Here is a 16,956-nt window from a genome sequence, read left to right as displayed (position 1 = left end):
AGGGAGGTGCGCGCTTTGAAAAAGAAAACAGCGATTCTCACAGCAGCAGGAGTGCTATTCGTATCTGCCAACCTTGTCCTCGCGTTGCACGACGACAGCGGCGTGAAGCGTTCCTCTTATATCAGCAGCTGGGTTGAGGCTGGAAAAGAAAATTTGACAAAAACATTCAAGGCTTTCGGCGTGGTCACCCCAAATGAAGAACATCATGTCTATTACAATGACAATGCCGGTGATTTTAAAGCATTTCTAGTGAAAAAAGGAGACAAGGTCGACAGCGGCACTCCGCTCTATGAATATTCATCCGATCATGTTGAAACTGACAGGAAAAAGCTTGAAATGGAAAAAGACCAGCTTGCAAGGGAAGCAACGCTGATTGATGAACAAATCCAGCAGCTGCAATACCTGCAGTCTGTATCCTCACAGTCGTCAAATGATAGTTTCCCGGCTTCAGGGGATGGGGAGGAGGAGGACTTCGGCACTGAATCAGGGGCTTCCGGAGAAATTCTCGCTTACTCCATTGAAAAAGAAATCTATGATAAAGAACTTGAAAAAAGCCGTATTCTCACCGAGATTGAAAAGTACGATGAAATCATCCAGTCGCAAAACGATGAGGACCAGCTCGGCATCAACAGTGATGTGACCGGTGTTGTGAAGGCAATCAACTATGAATTGAAAAATCCGATCATGACAATCATTTCGGACAAGCCGAAAGTGGAAGGCACATTTGCTGAAGCTGACCTCAAAAAAGCAGAGCCAGGGATGGTAGTGATCATTACCTCCGACATGTTAAAAGAAAAAGCAGGAGGGACGCTGACGAAAATTTCCTCCTACCCAGAAAAAGATCCTTCTGTCGGAAAGGAAAGCCGTTTCCCGTTCGAAATTGAACTCGATGAAAAAGCTGTTGATATCATCAAGGGCACCCATGTCAACATTTCAGTCGTGACAGACAAGGTCTTAAAAGCGGTGACCGTTCAAGACACCTCCATCCGGAAAGATGCCAAAAACAGTTTTGTTTACGTGCTTGGACCAACAGGGAAAGTAGAAAAGCGCACCATCAAAAAAGGATTGCAGCTTCATAGCAGGGTTGAAGTCGAAAAAGGCATTGAAGCCGGCCAGTTCGTCGTAAAGGATCCTTCAATCGTCAAAAAAGCAGACGACCCGTTCATAACACCATTAAATACAAACAAACTAAGCAAACAGCCTTTCAAAGAAGAAACGAAAATGGGCATTTTCAAAATGATCAGTGTGGCTTTTTCGAAAAGATAGAGGAATGTTCGTGACAACCTATTAAAATGGCCCAAAAAGGCACTCATCAATGGATGGGTGCCTTGGTGTTTTAAGCAAAAAAACGTTGATTTACGCAAAAAACACTTCCATTCAAGCAAAAATAACGCTGATTTAAGCAAAAAGTGACTTGATTCACACAATAGACACAATCACGTGGCGTCTCATTGTCACTTAAAAAGCCACACTACATTTCAGATTCCTGAGATGCTGGTGGCTATATGAATCCCATTCACAATTACTCGAGTCACAGAATAGAAGCAAATAATCAAACACTTGATTAATTGCCTTCTAGAATGATAAATAAGTTTATTGCTACACAAGGAGGAAGCAGAATTCATGATATGGAGAAATCGCAGTGAGGGCTGATAAAATGAATGAGTGGCTGGTGGGACTATGAGTGAATATGAGGCTGAGTTTTAAATTCCCAATAATGCACATGTTGATAGTATAACTTATATCGTTGCAGATTACTTAAGCCCCATTGTTTTTTGAACCCTGCGGATATCTTTTTTGTTGGTCCAGCTTTCTTCTTTTAGGATTTCAACGCTAAGTTCAATTCCGCTAATCTGTTCCCGTAGCTGCCCAAAGTCCCTGGCATTTTGAAGCTTGAATTCACTAAGCTCGGCCTTAAGAGCTTCTTGTCCAGATCTTAATGCTCCCAGTATAAGACCATGTTCCTTCAAAGTTTCCCCATGTTCCTTCAAAGTTTCGCCTTGTTGCTTTAAAGTTTCTCCTTGTTGCTTCAAAGTTTCATTAATCTGCTGAAGAGCTTGTAAAATTTGCTTTTCCATTTGTTTGTCCTCCTTTCATCGTTTCTTTTATTATATCATCATGAAAAGTGTTAAACCATTCTTCTACCTATACTTTTAATCAAACGTTTGATTAAATAAACATGAACCATTCAGACCAATGAAAAATTACACTAGCCATTGAATTGTCACATTAATAGAACAATTGATAAAACGGAGATGAAAAGAATGGGGAAGTTGTTTCCTTCGATTTATGATTTTGCAATGAAGCCTTTGGAAGGAAGAAAGTTTAACAAAATCAGAGAAGAACTCCTTGGATACGCTAGAGGAAGGGTGTTAGAAATAGGTTCAGGAACCGGCATTAATTTTCCGTTTTATCAGGGTGTGGAACAAGTTGATGCGGTCGAACCAAATCTTTCAATGATAGAGAAATCAAAAGATCGCAGAAAACAGGCATCCGTTCCGATTCATATCCATGTGCGATCAGCGGAAAAGCTAAATTTTGATGATCAAACATTTGATACTGTGGTTTCGACACTAGTATTTTGCACGATTCCAGACCCGGTCAAGGCATTAAAAGAAATTAAACGGGTTAGCAAACCGCAAGCCAGCATCTTATTTTTTGAACATGTCAAAATGGAGCAGCCCTTTTTAGCCAAGACACAAGAACTATTGACCCCTCTTTGGAAAAAAGTCTGCGATGGCTGCCACCTAAATAGAAATACGCTTCAGACAATTAAAGAGGCAGGCTTCCAGGTGAAAACTGTGAAACCATATTACAAAGGGCTTTTTTTAGTTGTAGAGTGTACGAAAGACGTGTAAGGACGGAACCTGTGACCTTCCGTATTTCGTTGAGACGATAAGTTTATCTTACTGGTTTGGCCTGCACCATGAAAAGTTGACCTGCAATGTTAATAAATACCCTTTGTACATACTGGCTTTATAAGATAAAAAGAGCCCCCAAGTGAACATGGGGGCTTGCTTCAGGTTCTAAATCATTGCTGCAGCGAGGAATCCTTCTTCTGTAGCATCAATTATCCGGCGTGGTTGGTTCACGTCTCCGACAGTTTGCACATTTCTAAAAGCAGTCTTTACCTCGTCAATAAAAGAGTTGTTAGGCGCGTAGCCTGCAGCAATGACAATATGTTCTGCTGCAACTTCGCCAGTTTCAAGGACAATTTTGCCTTCCGTTATTTCTAGGATTTTCGCATTAACAAACTGGACTACATTTCGTTCTGCGATGAATTCAAACAGGTGTCCTGCAAATGTAGGGCCTACTCCACGGCCAATTGAATCGGCCATTTCAATGATGGTTACAGTTTTGCCTGCATCCGCCAAGTATTTTGCCGTCTCCGTTCCGACAAGTCCGCCGCCAATGATTGCTACTGTATCACCTGTTTCTTTGCCGTTTAAAACATCTTCGGCTAGAAGTACATGAGGAAGGTTTGAGCCTTTAATCGGCGGCGTCGTCTGATGGGCGCCCGTCGCAATAATGATACTGTTCGGCTGGTATTTTTCAAGATCAGATGCATTTGTTATATGTTCTACTACAAATTTGACTCCCAATTTGTTCAATTGGCCATTTAAGTAATCTTTATATAGAAGGAATGTATCTTTTTCTGGTGGTGCAGCAAGAGTGTCAAATTTCCCGCCAACTGTCTGTTCCCTTTCAATGAGGGTCACGTTATGGCCACGCAGGCTGGCAACGCGGGCGGCTTCCATCCCTGCAGGGCCTGCTCCGATAATTACGACATTTTGTTTTTCAGCAGCTTCTTCAATATTTCTTTCTGCTTCAAAACCGGCACGCGCATTTACAAGACATGTAATGCCTTTTCCCTGGAATACGTTGTCGATGCATCCCTGGTTACAGGCAACACAGTATCGGATGTCATCATATTGCTGTTCCCGCATTTTGATAACCAGTTCTTCGTCTGATATCAGTCCACGGCCGATCGCAAGCATATCGGCTTCTTCCTTTTCAATGATGCCTTCCATCAGGTTAGCACTGTTAAGCCGTCCAGCAACAATGACAGGAACATTCACTAATTCTTTAAGTTTTTTGCTGAATGGCACGAGGAAGCCCTGATTGATGAACATTGGCTGAATCGTGTATTGTACGGAATCGTAGCTGCCGGCTGACAGGCTGATTGCCTGTGCTCCTGCCTTAACTGCTTCCTGACAAATTGTAATTACTTCCTCGAACTTTAATCCATCCTCCAGGTACTCATCAGCACTTATTCGGATTGTCACCGCTGCCTTACCTTCACAAACCTCAGCGATCTCTTTTAAAACCGCTATCGGGAAACGCATCCTGTTTTCAAGGCTGCCTCCGAATTCATCAGTTCGCTTGTTGCTGTGTGGAGACATGAAGCTGTGGAGCAAGTACCCATGCGCAAAGTGCACTTCAATCATGTCAAAGCCTGCTTCAACAGATCTTCTTGCTGCCTGTACAAACTTTTCTTTCATTTCAGCAATTTCTTCTCTTGTCATCTCCCGAGGGTCATTTCCCACTATGACACATGGAACTGCACTCGGTGCAACTGGCTGGATTCCGGTAATGGCTTCAGATGCCTGCCTACCGGCATGGTACAGTTGAGCTCCAATTAAAGAACCTGCTTCGTGTACAGCATCCGTGAGTTGTTTTAAGCCCGGAATGAATCTGTCATCATATATGCTTAACTGAGTCGGCAAACCGCGGCCTTCTGGTGAAACACCAACAGAACCAGTCAGGATAATGCCAACCTCATTTTTTGCTCTTTCTTCAAAAAAAAGGATAATTCTTTCATTTACGACTCCTCCATCACCAGCAAGCCCGTTTTCCATCGGGGCCATCATAAAGCGGTTTTTAATAGTTAATGGTCCAATCTGAAGCGGTGTAAACAGTTTTGACATTTTTCATTGACCTCCTAATACTGTGAAAATAACATCGACAATCTCAGTATAAGATTAATTTGTGATGTATTTCACATGTCTATGTGTCAAACTATTGTGCATTCTGTGACAAAAAATTCATATTTAGAGTCAATGTGTGTGACTGTCATACTCAGTGGTGGAGAGCTTATTCAGTTTATCTAGACCGGAATAACAGGAACATTTTCCCGTTTACTTGGATAAGATAAGGGTAAAGATGGTAGAAAGTAGAAAAAATAGGTGGGAAAATATGGACAGATTAAACAACTGGCATTATAATAAAAGGAAAATAAATATTGGGGTGATTGATATGTCACAATTGCAAGCTGTCCTAGACAAACTTGCTGAACCTCAACATGATAATGCCAAGAAAGTTAATGTGACCGCTATCCGTAACAAGCTCTCCGTAACCACATTGCCAGGAAATTCTCTAGTTGATCTTTACAAAGAGGGAAAATAAAAAGTGGATAGTGTCCTCACATATGATGACGTTTTGGATGTTAATTTTGGACAAGCATCTATTTGCATCGATGCTTGTTTTATTTTGGCTTTTCTCGATAGTAATGATCCTCGTGGCGATGCGGTTGGAAATGTTTTGGCTAAATGGCATAAAGATGGGATCTGCAGAATAGGTATCCCTGTTCAAGTTGTTAGTGAAGTAGTACATAACTTGTTCAAAAATTTTGTTTTAAGGGCAGTAGTATCTGCAACGAAAATCCAATTAAATGCTTTAAGAGGTAGGAAGTACCCACTTACTGAAGAAGACAAATTAATTGGTGAACAGGGTTTTGTCAAAAAATTACTACGTTTTGCACCGAGCAAAGTGGTATTGGAAATCGCGAATGGGAAAAGGTATTCCCTTCCAGTGTCAGATCTGGTAAAGGATTTCAAAAAGACATTTCCAGCTGAAAGAGCGCAGTTAACTCCCATGTACCAACATTCAATAAAAATATTTAATGATTATATCGCCACATTGACAGATGATTTCGGTTTTAATGTAGACATTTTGGACACCAATCAATCTACTAAAGATGTAGCCGTATCATATATGGCATTATTTCAACTAGAAATATTTGATGCTATGCATTTAGCTACTACCTTTTGCAATTCATACGATTATTTTGCGACACTGGATAGTGACTTCGCTCATAACTTATACTCAGGGGGACACCAAGAATATTAAGCATTGCGTAAGCACCTTCAATTAATAAGGTGCTTTTCATTTCGGTTCTATACTGAAAATGGCGAAGCGTGGCCTTACTCTTCTAATATGATAACAATAGTAGCACATTGACCTATGATCCAAAAACTCCATGCTACCATTGCTCCCTTTTAGCTTAATATTGAGGGAAGTATTAGTAAGAATTACCTCCACATCGGCCGACAACCTTATGTTTCCTATTGTATATAGAACCGTAAATTGTTTTGAAAAACCATTTACAAAATAATCCAGTTAAATTATAATTGTTCTATATAATCACGGTTATGGGGATCGTGATTTTTATTTTGATCACGTTATAAGTAAAACTTATTTGGTCTATAACATTTTTTAATACATAAAATACAAGCGAGGCTTGCTCTATGAATCTAAAGAAACTTGAAGCTTTCATATTCGTGGTGGAAAAGAAAAGCTTTTCGGAAGCCGCTGCTAAATTAAAATGTTCCCAGCCGGCGATAAGCCTGCAGATAAAGAGCCTGGAAGAGGATCTGGGCCTGGAGCTTCTGGATAGATCGTTGTCGGGAATCCAGCCTACTCCTGCGGGAATTTCTGTTTATCAAGCGGCTAAAGAAATGATCAAAAGATGGAACAGATTGGCGGAGGAACTGCACGGTTTCCATGACAATCTGACAGGAACACTTACAATCGGCGCCAGCACCATTCCCGGTACATACATCGTCCCGCACTGGATGAGGCAATTCCGCCGCCTCTACCCAAAAGTTGAAGTAAAAGTAGAAATCGGTGATTCCAAAGAAATTCTTGCTAAACTGCTGGATCACCAGATTGATGTTGGCTTTATCGGTTTACAGCCGGATTCAGAGAAAATCAAACACTATCCGGTTGCTTCAGATTCCCTCGTCCTGATTGCACCAGATGGCCATCCTTTAGCTAATGCGGACCACCTTGATTTCAGTGAAGTAAAACAATACGAATTTGTATTGCGGGAGGAAGGCTCCGGAACGAGAAAAGTCATGGATGATTACTTGTCCCTGCACGGGGTTCGCTTGTCTGAGTTACATACGGTCGCTTCGGTCGGGAGTACAGAGGCGTTAATTGCTTCTGTTGAAGCAGGGCTCGGCATCAGCTGTGTATCGAAACTTGCAGCAAATCACGCAGTAAAGGCGGGCCGGATAAAAATCATCGATAAATTTGAGCCTTTTCAGAGAACCTTTTATTTTACTAGTTTGAAAGGAACGGAAAAACGGCCAATCGTTAAAGAATTTGCCGAACTGATAGAGGCTTCAAAACAGGATTAAAAGCATATTAGCTTTTGATAATAAAGGAGGCAGAAATTTTATGAAAACGAGTAAAACAAGCATTCTCACTTATTCGGCGATGGGAATTGCGCTTAATGTTATTTTGGGCACGGTTGTTTCCTCTTTGAAAATCCCCCTGCTATTTCTTGATACGATAGGAACCGTGCTAGTCGCCGTATTATTCGGGCCCTGGTGGGGAGCGTTGACAGGTGCACTAACCAATGTTGTACTTGGTGCGACCACTGGACCTACTGCGATTTTCTTCGGGCTCGTAAACATAGCCATTGCGCTGGTCGCAGGATTCATGGGCCGAAAGTTTAATTTTGCAAAATGGTATGTTGCCCTTTCAACTGGAATCATATTGTCAATCGTCGCCCCGCTAATCGGAACACCCATTGCTGTCGCAGTCTTCGGTGGATTAAATGCCAGCGGCATGGACCTGGTCGTCCTGTGGTTAAGAGCCACCGGGGAAGGTGTGTTTGCCTCAACCTTCATCTCAAGGATCACAGGAAATTTTGTTGATAAAATTGTCACATGCTTTCTCGTGGTGTTCCTGATTACCCGTCTTCCTAACCTGGGTAAAATATTCCGGAGGGAACACAAACATGCAGCGTAAAAAAAGAATCCTCCTCGTATCCCATTGCATTTTGAACCAGAATACAGTTATCGAAAATGAAGCAAGAGCCGAGGGAGCAGTGCTGTCTGCGACAGACTGGGCCACGAAACAGGGCTTTGGCATCCTTCAGCTGCCATGTCCGGAATTCACCTTTCTGGGATTGGACCGTCCGCCAATGACGTACGAAGAATACAATACCCCGGAATACCGCGGCCATTGCAGGGAAATTTTAAAACCCGTTTTGCATCAGGCGGAAGAATATATCAAGCACAATTTCGAAATTACAGGGATGCTCGGCATCCAAAGCAGTCCATCATGCGATCCCACCCGCGGCGTGTTTATTGAAGAACTGACAGCAATGTTCGCTGAAAAGGGAATACCACTCAGCACACTTTGGTATTTGCCAAACAGCAGTGAGCCAGTATTTAACGGTGATGAACATTTCGTGGGTGCAGGTAAGAAATCTCATGAATAGCTGTCCCGCGAAAATCCTGAGATTATTAATCAAACGTTTGATTAAATACAGCGAAAAGCCTGGCGATTTGGATTACAAATAAACGTTTAGATTAAAGTTTTTTCTCAAAAAACAGGGTCCCGGCAAGCTAGTGCTTGGAGGACCCTGTTTTTTTGTGGGTTGTTTAGTTCTGTGCCCCGTAGCTGATTAAGTTCGTAAAGATCCTGTATCCGCCGGGCACCTGTCCTTGAATCTGCCGGTAGAATACAAGGTTTGTATAGAGGTAGGTTCCCTTGCCGTGTTTGGCCATCAGGATGCCCCCATCGAATGGAGCCTCATTCGGGTCAGCCATGCTGACGAAGGTTTCATAGTTGCTGTCCCACTTCATCGGGTAATACAGCCCTCTTTCCTGCACCCAGTTATCCCAGTCGCTATCGGTAATTTTATTTGGATAATTGAACAGAGGGGATTCCGGCTTTAACACAGTGACCTTGGCGTTTTCGTCTGTAACTCTCCAACGGATGGACGGATTGCCGATTGTCAACGGGTATGGAGCGGTTGTTTGAGCGTTCCAGCCGTCACTCGGTTTGTGGTACTGGACGACCAAATGTCCGCCATTTTCAACATATTGATGGAGGCGGGCGTTATGCTTCAACAAGTCTGCACGGGATAAGTACGCACGGATCCCTGTAACAATCGTATCGTATTGGCCCAAATCCCCTGTGGCCAAATCGGCTTCAGTCAGCTTCGTGATTTTCAGGCCTGTATTGGCAAGGTAATCTGCGACTTTGTCAAAGCCGCTGTCAATATAGCCAATCTTCAGGTTTTCATCTTTTAGAAGTTCAAATGCAACGCCATTCACTTCCGCAGGGTACTGATAATAGAAGTTTCCGATATGCTGGTAACTGATTTCCTGAATCGTTGAGGCATAGGTTTTACCATTCACTGTTGCCAATGCTGCAATTTTAAAGTTTCCTGCTTTAATGTCGGCAGGCGGCGTCAGCGTGAAAGACACCTCTTTTTCTTCCTGCCGATTGTTGAACTGGACAACAGCATTTGCTGGAGAAACTCCCCATCCATCTGGAATGTTTAACGAAACGGACGATTGGGTTTTTCCTTTCCGATAGTTTTTCACCTTTACAGAAACAGGAATTTCTTTTTGGACATCTGCCGTATTCACGACAATGTCTTCAGGTGACAACGTCAGGCCAACATCGGGAAGGACGGCTACGGTTCCGTCAATTTCTTCAACCAGGCTCGTTTTCACACCTTGAGATTCAAATTGCACTTGGGCCTGGATGACTGGTTCTTTGTATGCGTGGTAATAGTCAGCATTCTTTGGAACCTCTACAAAATATAACAGAGTTGCAGATTCTCCCGGAGCCAGTTTTTTTACACGATCTTTCGTGGCAACTCTCCAGCCATCCGGAACGGATAATTCCACGGCTGTGTTGCGAAGGCTGTCATCCCCATTATTTTTCAGCTGTACTTCAACTGTCGTTGTTTCACCTTTTGTAAGAATATTAGATGCTATAGCAGCCGAAACCTCAAGTTCTGAAGATTCAGTGCTGGCTGTTTGTAATTGCTCTTCCTTAATGGAAAGCTTATGGAGCAAATCCGCTTTTAATTGAGAATCCAGCGATGCTCTTTTTGTTTTCTTCAGCAGGTTCCTGACATCCTTCAATGCCTTCTGGGATTTTTCGAAGACTGAATCGTTGTTAGGGTAAGATGAAATAATCGAGTCTAAATCGGCCTGGAGTTTGCTAAACTGCTTTTTCAAGTCATTTTCATTTTTCGGCAGTGCTTGGGCCCACTCGTTAAAATCATATGGAACCCCGGCGAAAAGTTCGAAGCTGCCTGTTGTATCAACCGCACTGTCCAGCAATTCCAGGTGGACCTGTCTTGGGGCGGCAGGGATATCAGCGCCCATTCCCTGGCTTTTGTGCATATAACGGGATTGTTCCCCAAGCTGCGGGTAGGTCATTTTATAGATGGGGTCATACATTCCGATTTCAATAGAGGTAGTCGCAGTATCCTTTGATTCCGCAGGCAGGAATATCTTTTTAACCTGCCAGACAGATAGCCCTTGTTTCAATTGCTCAGGATAAACATTCGGGTCGCCTGCATCTTTAAATGCCCGTTCACTGAGGATTTCCATTGCGCGGTGGTGGCCGTGCTGGGTATGGTCATTTCTGAATGAAGGCATCAGAATATCAGGCTGGTAAGTACGAATGAAGCGGATCAGCCGTTCATACGTCAGATCTTCGCCCCATTTTTGCAACGTTTCTTCAGGGGTTTTTGAAAAACCGAAATCGTATATAGGGTCTGAGGTCGTTTCGCTTAAGTGATAGGCTTTTACACCGGTAATCTTGGCAGCCTCAATCATTTCCCTGGACCGGATGATTCCAAGTGCGTTATCTAATTCATGCCCAATTTCATTTTGCCCGCCTTCCCCGCGGTTGGCGATCAAGCTTGAAGTCTTTACGCCAAGCCCCCTTGATAAATACGCGAGGAAATCACTTCGCTCATCATCAGGATGCGCGCCTGTATTCAAGAAGGTAACGGTGGTGTCGAGAGGCTTTACTGCATTCCAAAGATCAACATCCGGCTCCTGGGCTTCGGTGGCCATTCCAGCCACTGGCAGGAGCGAAACAATCAATAGAATAGAGAGCAATCCACTGAAATATTTTTTCAAGATTTGTAACCCCTTTCATTTTTGAGTTTAAGAACCGTTGTACTTACCCTCCTTTCCGCATTTGCCATCAGGTTAGTTAATCTACCTAACTAACGGCAGAAAAACTCTCAACTAATCAATAACATGAGAAAATAAAAATGTAAATATCTATTTATTCAGAAAATTAAAAATGGTATTATTAGCCTAGAGAATACAATTATAAAATTATCATAAAATTTAAAATAATAATTCTTGTAAACGGTTACTTGTTGGGTTATAGTTTAGTTAATTAGTAAAATTTACTAACCAAACTATAAGGCCGTGATGAAATGAATTCTAAAAATACTGCTAAGCAAATGAAGTCAATCAACAAAAAAAGAGTGCTTAAATGTGTATTGGAAAATTCACCAATTTCAAGGGCGGAGATTGCTGTAAAGATCAGTGTCAGCAAACCGACGGTATCGTTATTGGTTGATGAACTGATTTCGGAAAAATGGATCTTTGAAAAAGGAATTGGGGAATCCTCGTCGCAAGGGGGGCGGAGGCCGATACAGCTTTATTTTAATGAAACAGCTGCCTATTTGATAGGCACTGATATCGGCGGTACTAAAGTAAAAACAGTGATATCTGATCTATGTGGAAATATTGTCGCCTCAAGCAGCTTCAAAACGAACCAGTATTTACAATCAGGCTTATTAAAACAAATCTCAAAAGAAATCGGCTGCATGGTGCAAAAGGCTGGGATTGATGCTGGAAAAATCCTTGGGATGGGAGCCGGCGTTCCTGGCATTACAGACACAACTTGCGGAGTAGTCATGGAAGCGCCAAGTTTAAATTGGATCCGTTATCCTTTCATTACTGAGGCAGCACGGCATTTTCCTTATCCGGTCTATGTAGATAATGATGTCAATGTAGCGGCGCTTGGAGAACAATGGCTGGGCAATGCGAAAAATAAGGAAAATGTCTTATTCATTGCGGTCGGTACAGGGATTGGCAGTGGAATTATCATACATAACCAGCTGTACAGAGGATCTTCCAGCGCTGCGGGTGAAATGGGGTACATGGTTACAGACATAAACGATATCAAAAATGAATTCAAGCCCATCTTTCACCGATATGGTTATTTGGAAAGTGTCGCCGGTGGAAAAGCCATTGGCGGCAAATTGACAAAATTAATCCAGCAAGAGCCAGACCACCCTTATCATAAACAAGCACACGACTCGGAGCTGCCTGGAGAAATGGCGTTCAGGCTCGCGAAACATGGAGACAAAATTGCCCTGAAAGTGGTTGACGAAGCAATCGAGCATTTAGCTTACGGAATTATCAATGCAGCCAGTTTATTAAATCCGGAGGTCATTATTTTGGGAGGTGGTGTTTTAAAGTCTTCTGAACTGATTTTACCTAAATTGAGAGAAGTCGTGACTCAATATCTTCCGAGTTCAGTAGAATTGAAAATCTCACAATTAGGAGAAAACGCAGGGGTCCTGGGTGCTGTTTCACTGTTTTTGAGGGAGCATGAAAGTATTTTTAAATTTTCTTAACGAGGGGGCTTTATTGTGAAAAAGAAAAAAGTATCAGTACTGACGGCATTAACCTTATCCGCTGCCATGCTGCTATCAGCGTGCGGCGGTTCGGATGAAGGATCAGGCTCTACTAAAACTTCAGGGGAACCGGCAGAAAAGAAAGAAGCAAAACTTGAAGAGAAAATTGTTGTTTATTCACCACATGGCAAAGACATCCTGTCAAAATTTGAAGCACAGTTTGAAGAGAAAAATCCCGGTGTTGATGTCGAGTGGCTCGATATGGGTTCGCAGGAAGTCCTTGACCGAATCCGCTCAGAAAAGAACAATCCTCAGGCAGATGTCTGGTGGGGAGCACCTTCCGTAAACTTCGACCAGGCTAAGGATGAAGGGCTGCTCGAACCTTATGAACCAACCTATTCAAAGAGCCTTGACGAGGGCTTCCATGATCCGGATTGGAACTGGTCCGGAACGAGCCAGACTCCCGAGGTCATCATGTATAACAGTAAAGAGCTTAAAAAAGAGGATGCACCTAAAGACTGGGATGAGCTGTTAGATCCAAAATGGAAGGATAAAATCATTATCCGCTATCCGCTTGCTTCTGGAACGATGAGAACGATCTTTTCTGCGATGATCTACCGTGATTTCAAAGATTCAGGTGATCCGGCCAAGGGATACGAATGGCTGGAAAAGCTTGATGCCAACACAAAAGAATACTCGGCTAATCCGGAAATGATGTACAACAAGGTTGCCAAAGGGGAAGGTATTCTATCTGTTTGGGCGATGCCGGACGTTGTTATGCTCAAGGAAAATAAAAACTATCCATTTGAATTTATTATTCCTGAGAGCGGTACACCAGTATTAACAGAGGGTATTGCTGTGGTGAAGGGTGCGCCCCATCCGAAAGCGGCAGAAGCCTTCTATGAATTTGTTAACACTCCTGAGGCTGCAAAACAATTAGCCGAAGAATTTTACCGGATACCGACCAGAACCGATGTAAAAGACCTGCCGAAATGGATTACAGATACAGAGATTAAACCTATGGACATCGACTGGAAAGTATTCCAGAAGGAAAGCGATGGCTGGATGAAGCATTGGGACGAGAACATCAAAAGTGGAGAGAAAGAAATTAAACAATAGGGAAGTGTAGTTGGTATGGCGTCGATTAAGATTGAAAATGTCCAAAAAGCCTTTGGGAAAGTAATTGCAGTAGATCATTTAGACCTGGAAATAAAGGATGGAGAATTTTTTACTTTCCTTGGTCCGAGCGGATGCGGCAAGACCACAACCCTCCGGATGATCGCCGGATTTTATTATCCCACCAAAGGAATTGTGCGGTTTGGCGACAAGGATATGACGCGTGTACCTCCGGAAAAAAGAAATACGGGCATGGTTTTTCAAAACTATGCCCTTTTTCCTCACATGACGGTATTTGAAAATGTAGCCTTCGGACTAAAGGTAAGGAAAATCTCCTCTAGCGAATTGAAAACCAGGGTCCAGGATGTGCTTCGCAAGGTAAGGCTGGACAAATACTCAGAACGTCAGGTGAGCCAGTTAAGCGGAGGCCAGCAGCAGCGTGTCGCACTTGCAAGGGCATTGGTAATAGAACCGGAAATCCTTCTCCTTGATGAACCGTTGAGCAACCTGGATGCAAAGCTCCGCGATGAGATGAGAAGCGAAATATTAAGGCTCCAGCAGGAATACAAGATTACCACCATTTATGTAACCCATGACCAAGAAGAAGCTTTGTCAATGAGTGACAGAATTGCCGTTTTTAATTTCGGTGTTTGCCACCAGGTCGGTACGCCTTCAGAAATCTACAATGAACCGGCCAACGACTTTGTCGCTGGCTTTATCGGCGAGATTAACCTATTGCCGGCAACAATCGGCAAAACAGAGCAAAATCACGTGCATGCAGCGGCTCAGTTTGGCTCTGAAACAAAAAATATTGTTGTACATAATGACCGGTTTAACTATAACCCGGAAAATCAAGGCAACCTTGTTCTTTCCATTCGCCCGGAAGCGATCAAGCTTCTGGAAAAGCCTCTGGAAGGGCCAAACATTTTTAGCGGGAAAATAGAAGAAGTCGAATTCTTCGGCTCTGTCATCAATGTAACGGTTACTGTCAGCGGGCAGCTCCTGCAGGTGAGACTGTTAAATAATGTCAGGTTCAGCAATATGAAAGAAGGAACCGAGGTGTGGGTCGAGCTGCCTGAAGATCAGATCCGTGTAATTCCAGTAGTGAGTGGTGATATCACATGATAAAAAACCGTGACACCAGATTCACGATCCTGCTGCTGATACCTGTGCTTTTAGTATTGGTTGCCTATGTGCTTTATCCATCATTGAGGACCTTTATAGAAAGCCTGCATAAAGACGGATCGATAAACTTTGGGAATTATCAGGATTTCTTCAGCCAGGAATCGAAAACGAACCTGCAGGCATTATGGAATTCTGTTTATATTTCAGTTTTAAGTGTGATCGTCAGTGCCCTGATCGGCATTCCGCTCGCGTTTATTTTTAACCGGTATGATTTTCCGGGACGAAGCTTTTTTTCAACAGCGGCGATCATGCCTATTGTTCTTCCATCACTGGTCGGAGTCATGTCGTTCATGTTTTTATATGGAGAAACAGGGCTTGTACCAAATGCAATAAAGGATTTATTTGGCCTTGAGAAGGTTCCTTTTAAAATTGGCGGGGTATCCGGAATCCTGATCGTGCACGCATATACGATGTATGTTTATTTTTATATGACAGTGTCGTCGGCAATTAACAAAATTGACCCGTCACTCGAGGAAGCTGCATACAATTTGGGAGCCAGCCGTTCAAAAGTCTTCTGGAAAGTGACGTTCCCGCTTTTGACCCCGGCAATTGTTGCCGCGTCCCTGCTGGTGTTCATGATCTCGATGGCCTCGTTCAGCGCCCCGTTTTTGCTCGCCGGCGGGTACCGGGTGTTAAGCCTGCAAATCTACTTTTCGAAGATTAATGGGGATATGGAGGTTGCCGCGACGCAATCCGTCATCCTTTCGGTTGTTTCGATCGCATTCCTGTTATTTATGCGCTGGTATCAAAACCGGAAGGATTACCGTATGGCTTCAAAAGGTATCGGGGCCCACCGCAGCGAGGTGAAAAACCCTGTCTTGAAATGGGTACTGGTATTGACAGGGATCATTGGTGTAGTTATTTTGCTGCTGCCGCACTTCACGATACTGCTGCTGTCATTGGTGCCGGACGGGACATGGACATGGCAGACCTATCCGACCGTTTTCAACTTTGAAAACTACCGGTTGTTGTTTGAGGATCCGAATATATTTAAACCGTTAAAAAATAGTTTGCTATTGTCCTTTATTGCTACAGCGGGCAACTTGGTTTTCGGTGTTTTAACGTCTTATGTGCTGGTGAAACGGAAATTCATCGGCAAGAATTTCGTTGACATCCTGGTCATGATTCCTTGGGCATTGCCTGCCACAGTTATCGGGATGAACCTTATTTTCGCGTTTAATGAGCCTAACGTTTTTTCCTTTGGAAACATTCTCGTCGGGACATTCTGGATATTGCCCCTGGCTTACTTTATCCGACACATTCCATTAGTGGTAAGATCGACAAATGCCGTCCTGGAGCAGCTGGATGATTCAATCGAAGAAGCATCGAGAAGCCTGGGGGCCAAATGGTTCTATACGTTCAGGAAAGTTATCCTGCCAATCATCATGCCTGGTGTGTTAGCGGGAACACTGCTTGCTTTCGTTGAATCGGTCGGGGAATTTCCGACCTCGGTGTTACTGTACACCATCTCCAACCGCCCAATTTCGATCGAGATCATGAACCAGCTCAGGATGTTCAACATGGGCCAGGCAGCTGCCTACGGGATGATCCAGATCGCCTTGATTGCCGTTGTCCTGTTCATCTCAAATAAGTTTTTTGGGGTTAAAGCTGAGCAGTCTTTATCTTAGAGTATAATGAGGTGTTTTGCGTATCGCCAGGACCGGAAAGGGACAGGGTCGGATCCAGGTCTTTGTTTCGTATCGATTGGGTTAGGTTTGGTCCCTCGTTTTAAAAAAGATAGGGTCCGGTTGGAAATTTTTTACACGTACTGGGAATATAATCGGACTTACCGGGATTATAATTGCACTTACTGGGATTATAATTGCACTTATCGGGAATAAATTCACACTTACAGGGAATAAATCGTACTTCCCACAAAAAAAGAATGCACTTACCTAGAAATTATGCGCCGAAATATCGAAATAAGGTTCTTGCCATGAAATTATATG

Annotated in this window: 14 protein-coding genes; 11 read left to right on the top strand and 3 right to left on the bottom strand. The window is 43.2% G+C overall.

The window, feature by feature from the left end; all coding sequences use genetic code 11:
- Positions 1-15 precede the first annotated feature (15 nt).
- A complete protein-coding gene (locus CVD19_RS17425) occupies positions 16-1,266 on the top strand; it encodes an efflux RND transporter periplasmic adaptor subunit (protein WP_101583825.1) in 1,251 nt (416 codons plus the stop codon).
- A 488-nt stretch (positions 1,267-1,754) separates the two neighbouring features.
- Here the strand turns inward: CVD19_RS17425 and CVD19_RS17420 are convergent, their stop codons facing one another.
- On the bottom strand, positions 1,755-2,078 hold the full coding sequence (locus CVD19_RS17420) for a hypothetical protein (RefSeq protein ID WP_101583823.1): 324 nt from the start codon (positions 2,076-2,078) through the stop codon (positions 1,755-1,757).
- A gap of 186 nt (positions 2,079-2,264) precedes the next feature.
- On the opposite strand from CVD19_RS17420, the gene CVD19_RS17415 reads away from it, so the two are divergent.
- A complete protein-coding gene (locus CVD19_RS17415) occupies positions 2,265-2,858 on the top strand; it encodes a class I SAM-dependent methyltransferase (protein WP_101583821.1) in 594 nt (197 codons plus the stop codon).
- 168 nt (positions 2,859-3,026) lie between these two features.
- Here the strand turns inward: CVD19_RS17415 and CVD19_RS17410 are convergent, their stop codons facing one another.
- Positions 3,027-4,928, bottom strand: coding sequence for an NAD(P)/FAD-dependent oxidoreductase (locus CVD19_RS17410; RefSeq protein ID WP_101583819.1), 1,902 nt, complete (start codon positions 4,926-4,928; stop codon positions 3,027-3,029).
- A 268-nt stretch (positions 4,929-5,196) separates the two neighbouring features.
- Here CVD19_RS17410 and CVD19_RS17405 point away from each other — a divergent pair, with 268 nt between their 5' ends.
- From CVD19_RS17405 to CVD19_RS17385, 5 genes are all read left to right on the top strand, one after another.
- The gene (locus CVD19_RS17405) at positions 5,197-5,406 is read left to right on the top strand and encodes a hypothetical protein (protein WP_101583817.1); all 210 of its coding nucleotides are present in this window, start codon (positions 5,197-5,199) and stop codon (positions 5,404-5,406) included.
- Between the two features lie 3 nt (positions 5,407-5,409).
- Entirely contained in the window at positions 5,410-6,129 is a 720-nt protein-coding gene (locus CVD19_RS25570; RefSeq protein WP_257985182.1) for a hypothetical protein, read from the top strand.
- A 398-nt stretch (positions 6,130-6,527) separates the two neighbouring features.
- Positions 6,528-7,421, top strand: coding sequence for a selenium metabolism-associated LysR family transcriptional regulator (locus tag CVD19_RS17395; RefSeq protein WP_101583815.1), 894 nt, complete (start codon positions 6,528-6,530; stop codon positions 7,419-7,421).
- 40 nt (positions 7,422-7,461) lie between these two features.
- Positions 7,462-8,037, top strand: a complete 576-nt coding sequence (locus tag CVD19_RS17390; protein ID WP_101583813.1) for a CD3073 family putative ECF transporter S component — start codon at positions 7,462-7,464, stop codon at positions 8,035-8,037.
- Positions 8,027-8,512, top strand: coding sequence for a CD3072 family TudS-related putative desulfidase (locus tag CVD19_RS17385; RefSeq protein ID WP_101583811.1), 486 nt, complete (start codon positions 8,027-8,029; stop codon positions 8,510-8,512). Before CVD19_RS17390 ends, CVD19_RS17385 begins: the two co-directional genes overlap by 11 nt.
- A gap of 163 nt (positions 8,513-8,675) precedes the next feature.
- On the opposite strand, the gene CVD19_RS17380 is transcribed toward CVD19_RS17385, so the two are convergent.
- Positions 8,676-11,186 carry an NEW3 domain-containing protein gene (locus CVD19_RS17380; protein WP_257985181.1) on the bottom strand — a complete coding sequence of 837 codons (2,511 nt, stop codon included), beginning with the start codon at positions 11,184-11,186 and terminating at the stop codon, positions 8,676-8,678.
- A 308-nt stretch (positions 11,187-11,494) separates the two neighbouring features.
- Between CVD19_RS17380 and CVD19_RS17375 the strand changes: the two genes are divergently transcribed.
- From CVD19_RS17375 to CVD19_RS17360, 4 genes are all read left to right on the top strand, one after another.
- Positions 11,495-12,706 (top strand): ROK family transcriptional regulator, encoded by a 1,212-nt coding sequence (locus CVD19_RS17375; protein WP_101583809.1) that lies wholly within the window; start codon positions 11,495-11,497, stop codon positions 12,704-12,706.
- A gap of 66 nt (positions 12,707-12,772) precedes the next feature.
- Positions 12,773-13,825, top strand: a complete 1,053-nt coding sequence (locus CVD19_RS17370; protein WP_374702904.1) for an extracellular solute-binding protein — start codon at positions 12,773-12,775, stop codon at positions 13,823-13,825.
- Positions 13,826-13,840: 15 nt separating this feature from the next.
- Positions 13,841-14,947 carry an ABC transporter ATP-binding protein gene (locus CVD19_RS17365; RefSeq protein WP_101583805.1) on the top strand — a complete coding sequence of 369 codons (1,107 nt, stop codon included), beginning with the start codon at positions 13,841-13,843 and terminating at the stop codon, positions 14,945-14,947.
- Positions 14,944-16,635 (top strand): ABC transporter permease, encoded by a 1,692-nt coding sequence (locus CVD19_RS17360; protein ID WP_101583802.1) that lies wholly within the window; start codon positions 14,944-14,946, stop codon positions 16,633-16,635. Before CVD19_RS17365 ends, CVD19_RS17360 begins: the two co-directional genes overlap by 4 nt.
- Positions 16,636-16,956: the final 321 nt, after the last annotated feature.

It is taken from the genome of Bacillus sp. T33-2, from assembly GCF_002860205.1.
Classification (GTDB): Bacteria; Bacillota; Bacilli; order Bacillales; family Cytobacillaceae; genus T33-2.
This window is presented reverse-complemented; position numbering and strand designations above follow the sequence as displayed.

Excerpts from the sequence above, each read along its gene's own strand:
- CVD19_RS17420 (WP_101583823.1), bottom strand. The coding sequence starts at position 2,078 with ATGGAAAAGCAAATTTTACAAGCTCTTCAGCAGATTAATGAAACTTTG.
- CVD19_RS17415 (WP_101583821.1), top strand. The coding sequence starts at position 2,265 with ATGGGGAAGTTGTTTCCTTCGATTTATGATTTTGCAATGAAGCCTTTG.
- CVD19_RS17410 (WP_101583819.1), bottom strand. The coding sequence starts at position 4,928 with ATGTCAAAACTGTTTACACCGCTTCAGATTGGACCATTAACTATTAAA.
- CVD19_RS17405 (WP_101583817.1), top strand. The coding sequence starts at position 5,197 with ATGGACAGATTAAACAACTGGCATTATAATAAAAGGAAAATAAATATT.
- CVD19_RS17395 (WP_101583815.1), top strand. The coding sequence starts at position 6,528 with ATGAATCTAAAGAAACTTGAAGCTTTCATATTCGTGGTGGAAAAGAAA.
- CVD19_RS17390 (WP_101583813.1), top strand. The coding sequence starts at position 7,462 with ATGAAAACGAGTAAAACAAGCATTCTCACTTATTCGGCGATGGGAATT.
- CVD19_RS17385 (WP_101583811.1), top strand. The coding sequence starts at position 8,027 with ATGCAGCGTAAAAAAAGAATCCTCCTCGTATCCCATTGCATTTTGAAC.
- CVD19_RS17375 (WP_101583809.1), top strand. The coding sequence starts at position 11,495 with ATGAATTCTAAAAATACTGCTAAGCAAATGAAGTCAATCAACAAAAAA.
- CVD19_RS17370 (WP_374702904.1), top strand. The coding sequence starts at position 12,773 with ATGCTGCTATCAGCGTGCGGCGGTTCGGATGAAGGATCAGGCTCTACT.
- CVD19_RS17365 (WP_101583805.1), top strand. The coding sequence starts at position 13,841 with ATGGCGTCGATTAAGATTGAAAATGTCCAAAAAGCCTTTGGGAAAGTA.
- CVD19_RS17360 (WP_101583802.1), top strand. The coding sequence starts at position 14,944 with ATGATAAAAAACCGTGACACCAGATTCACGATCCTGCTGCTGATACCT.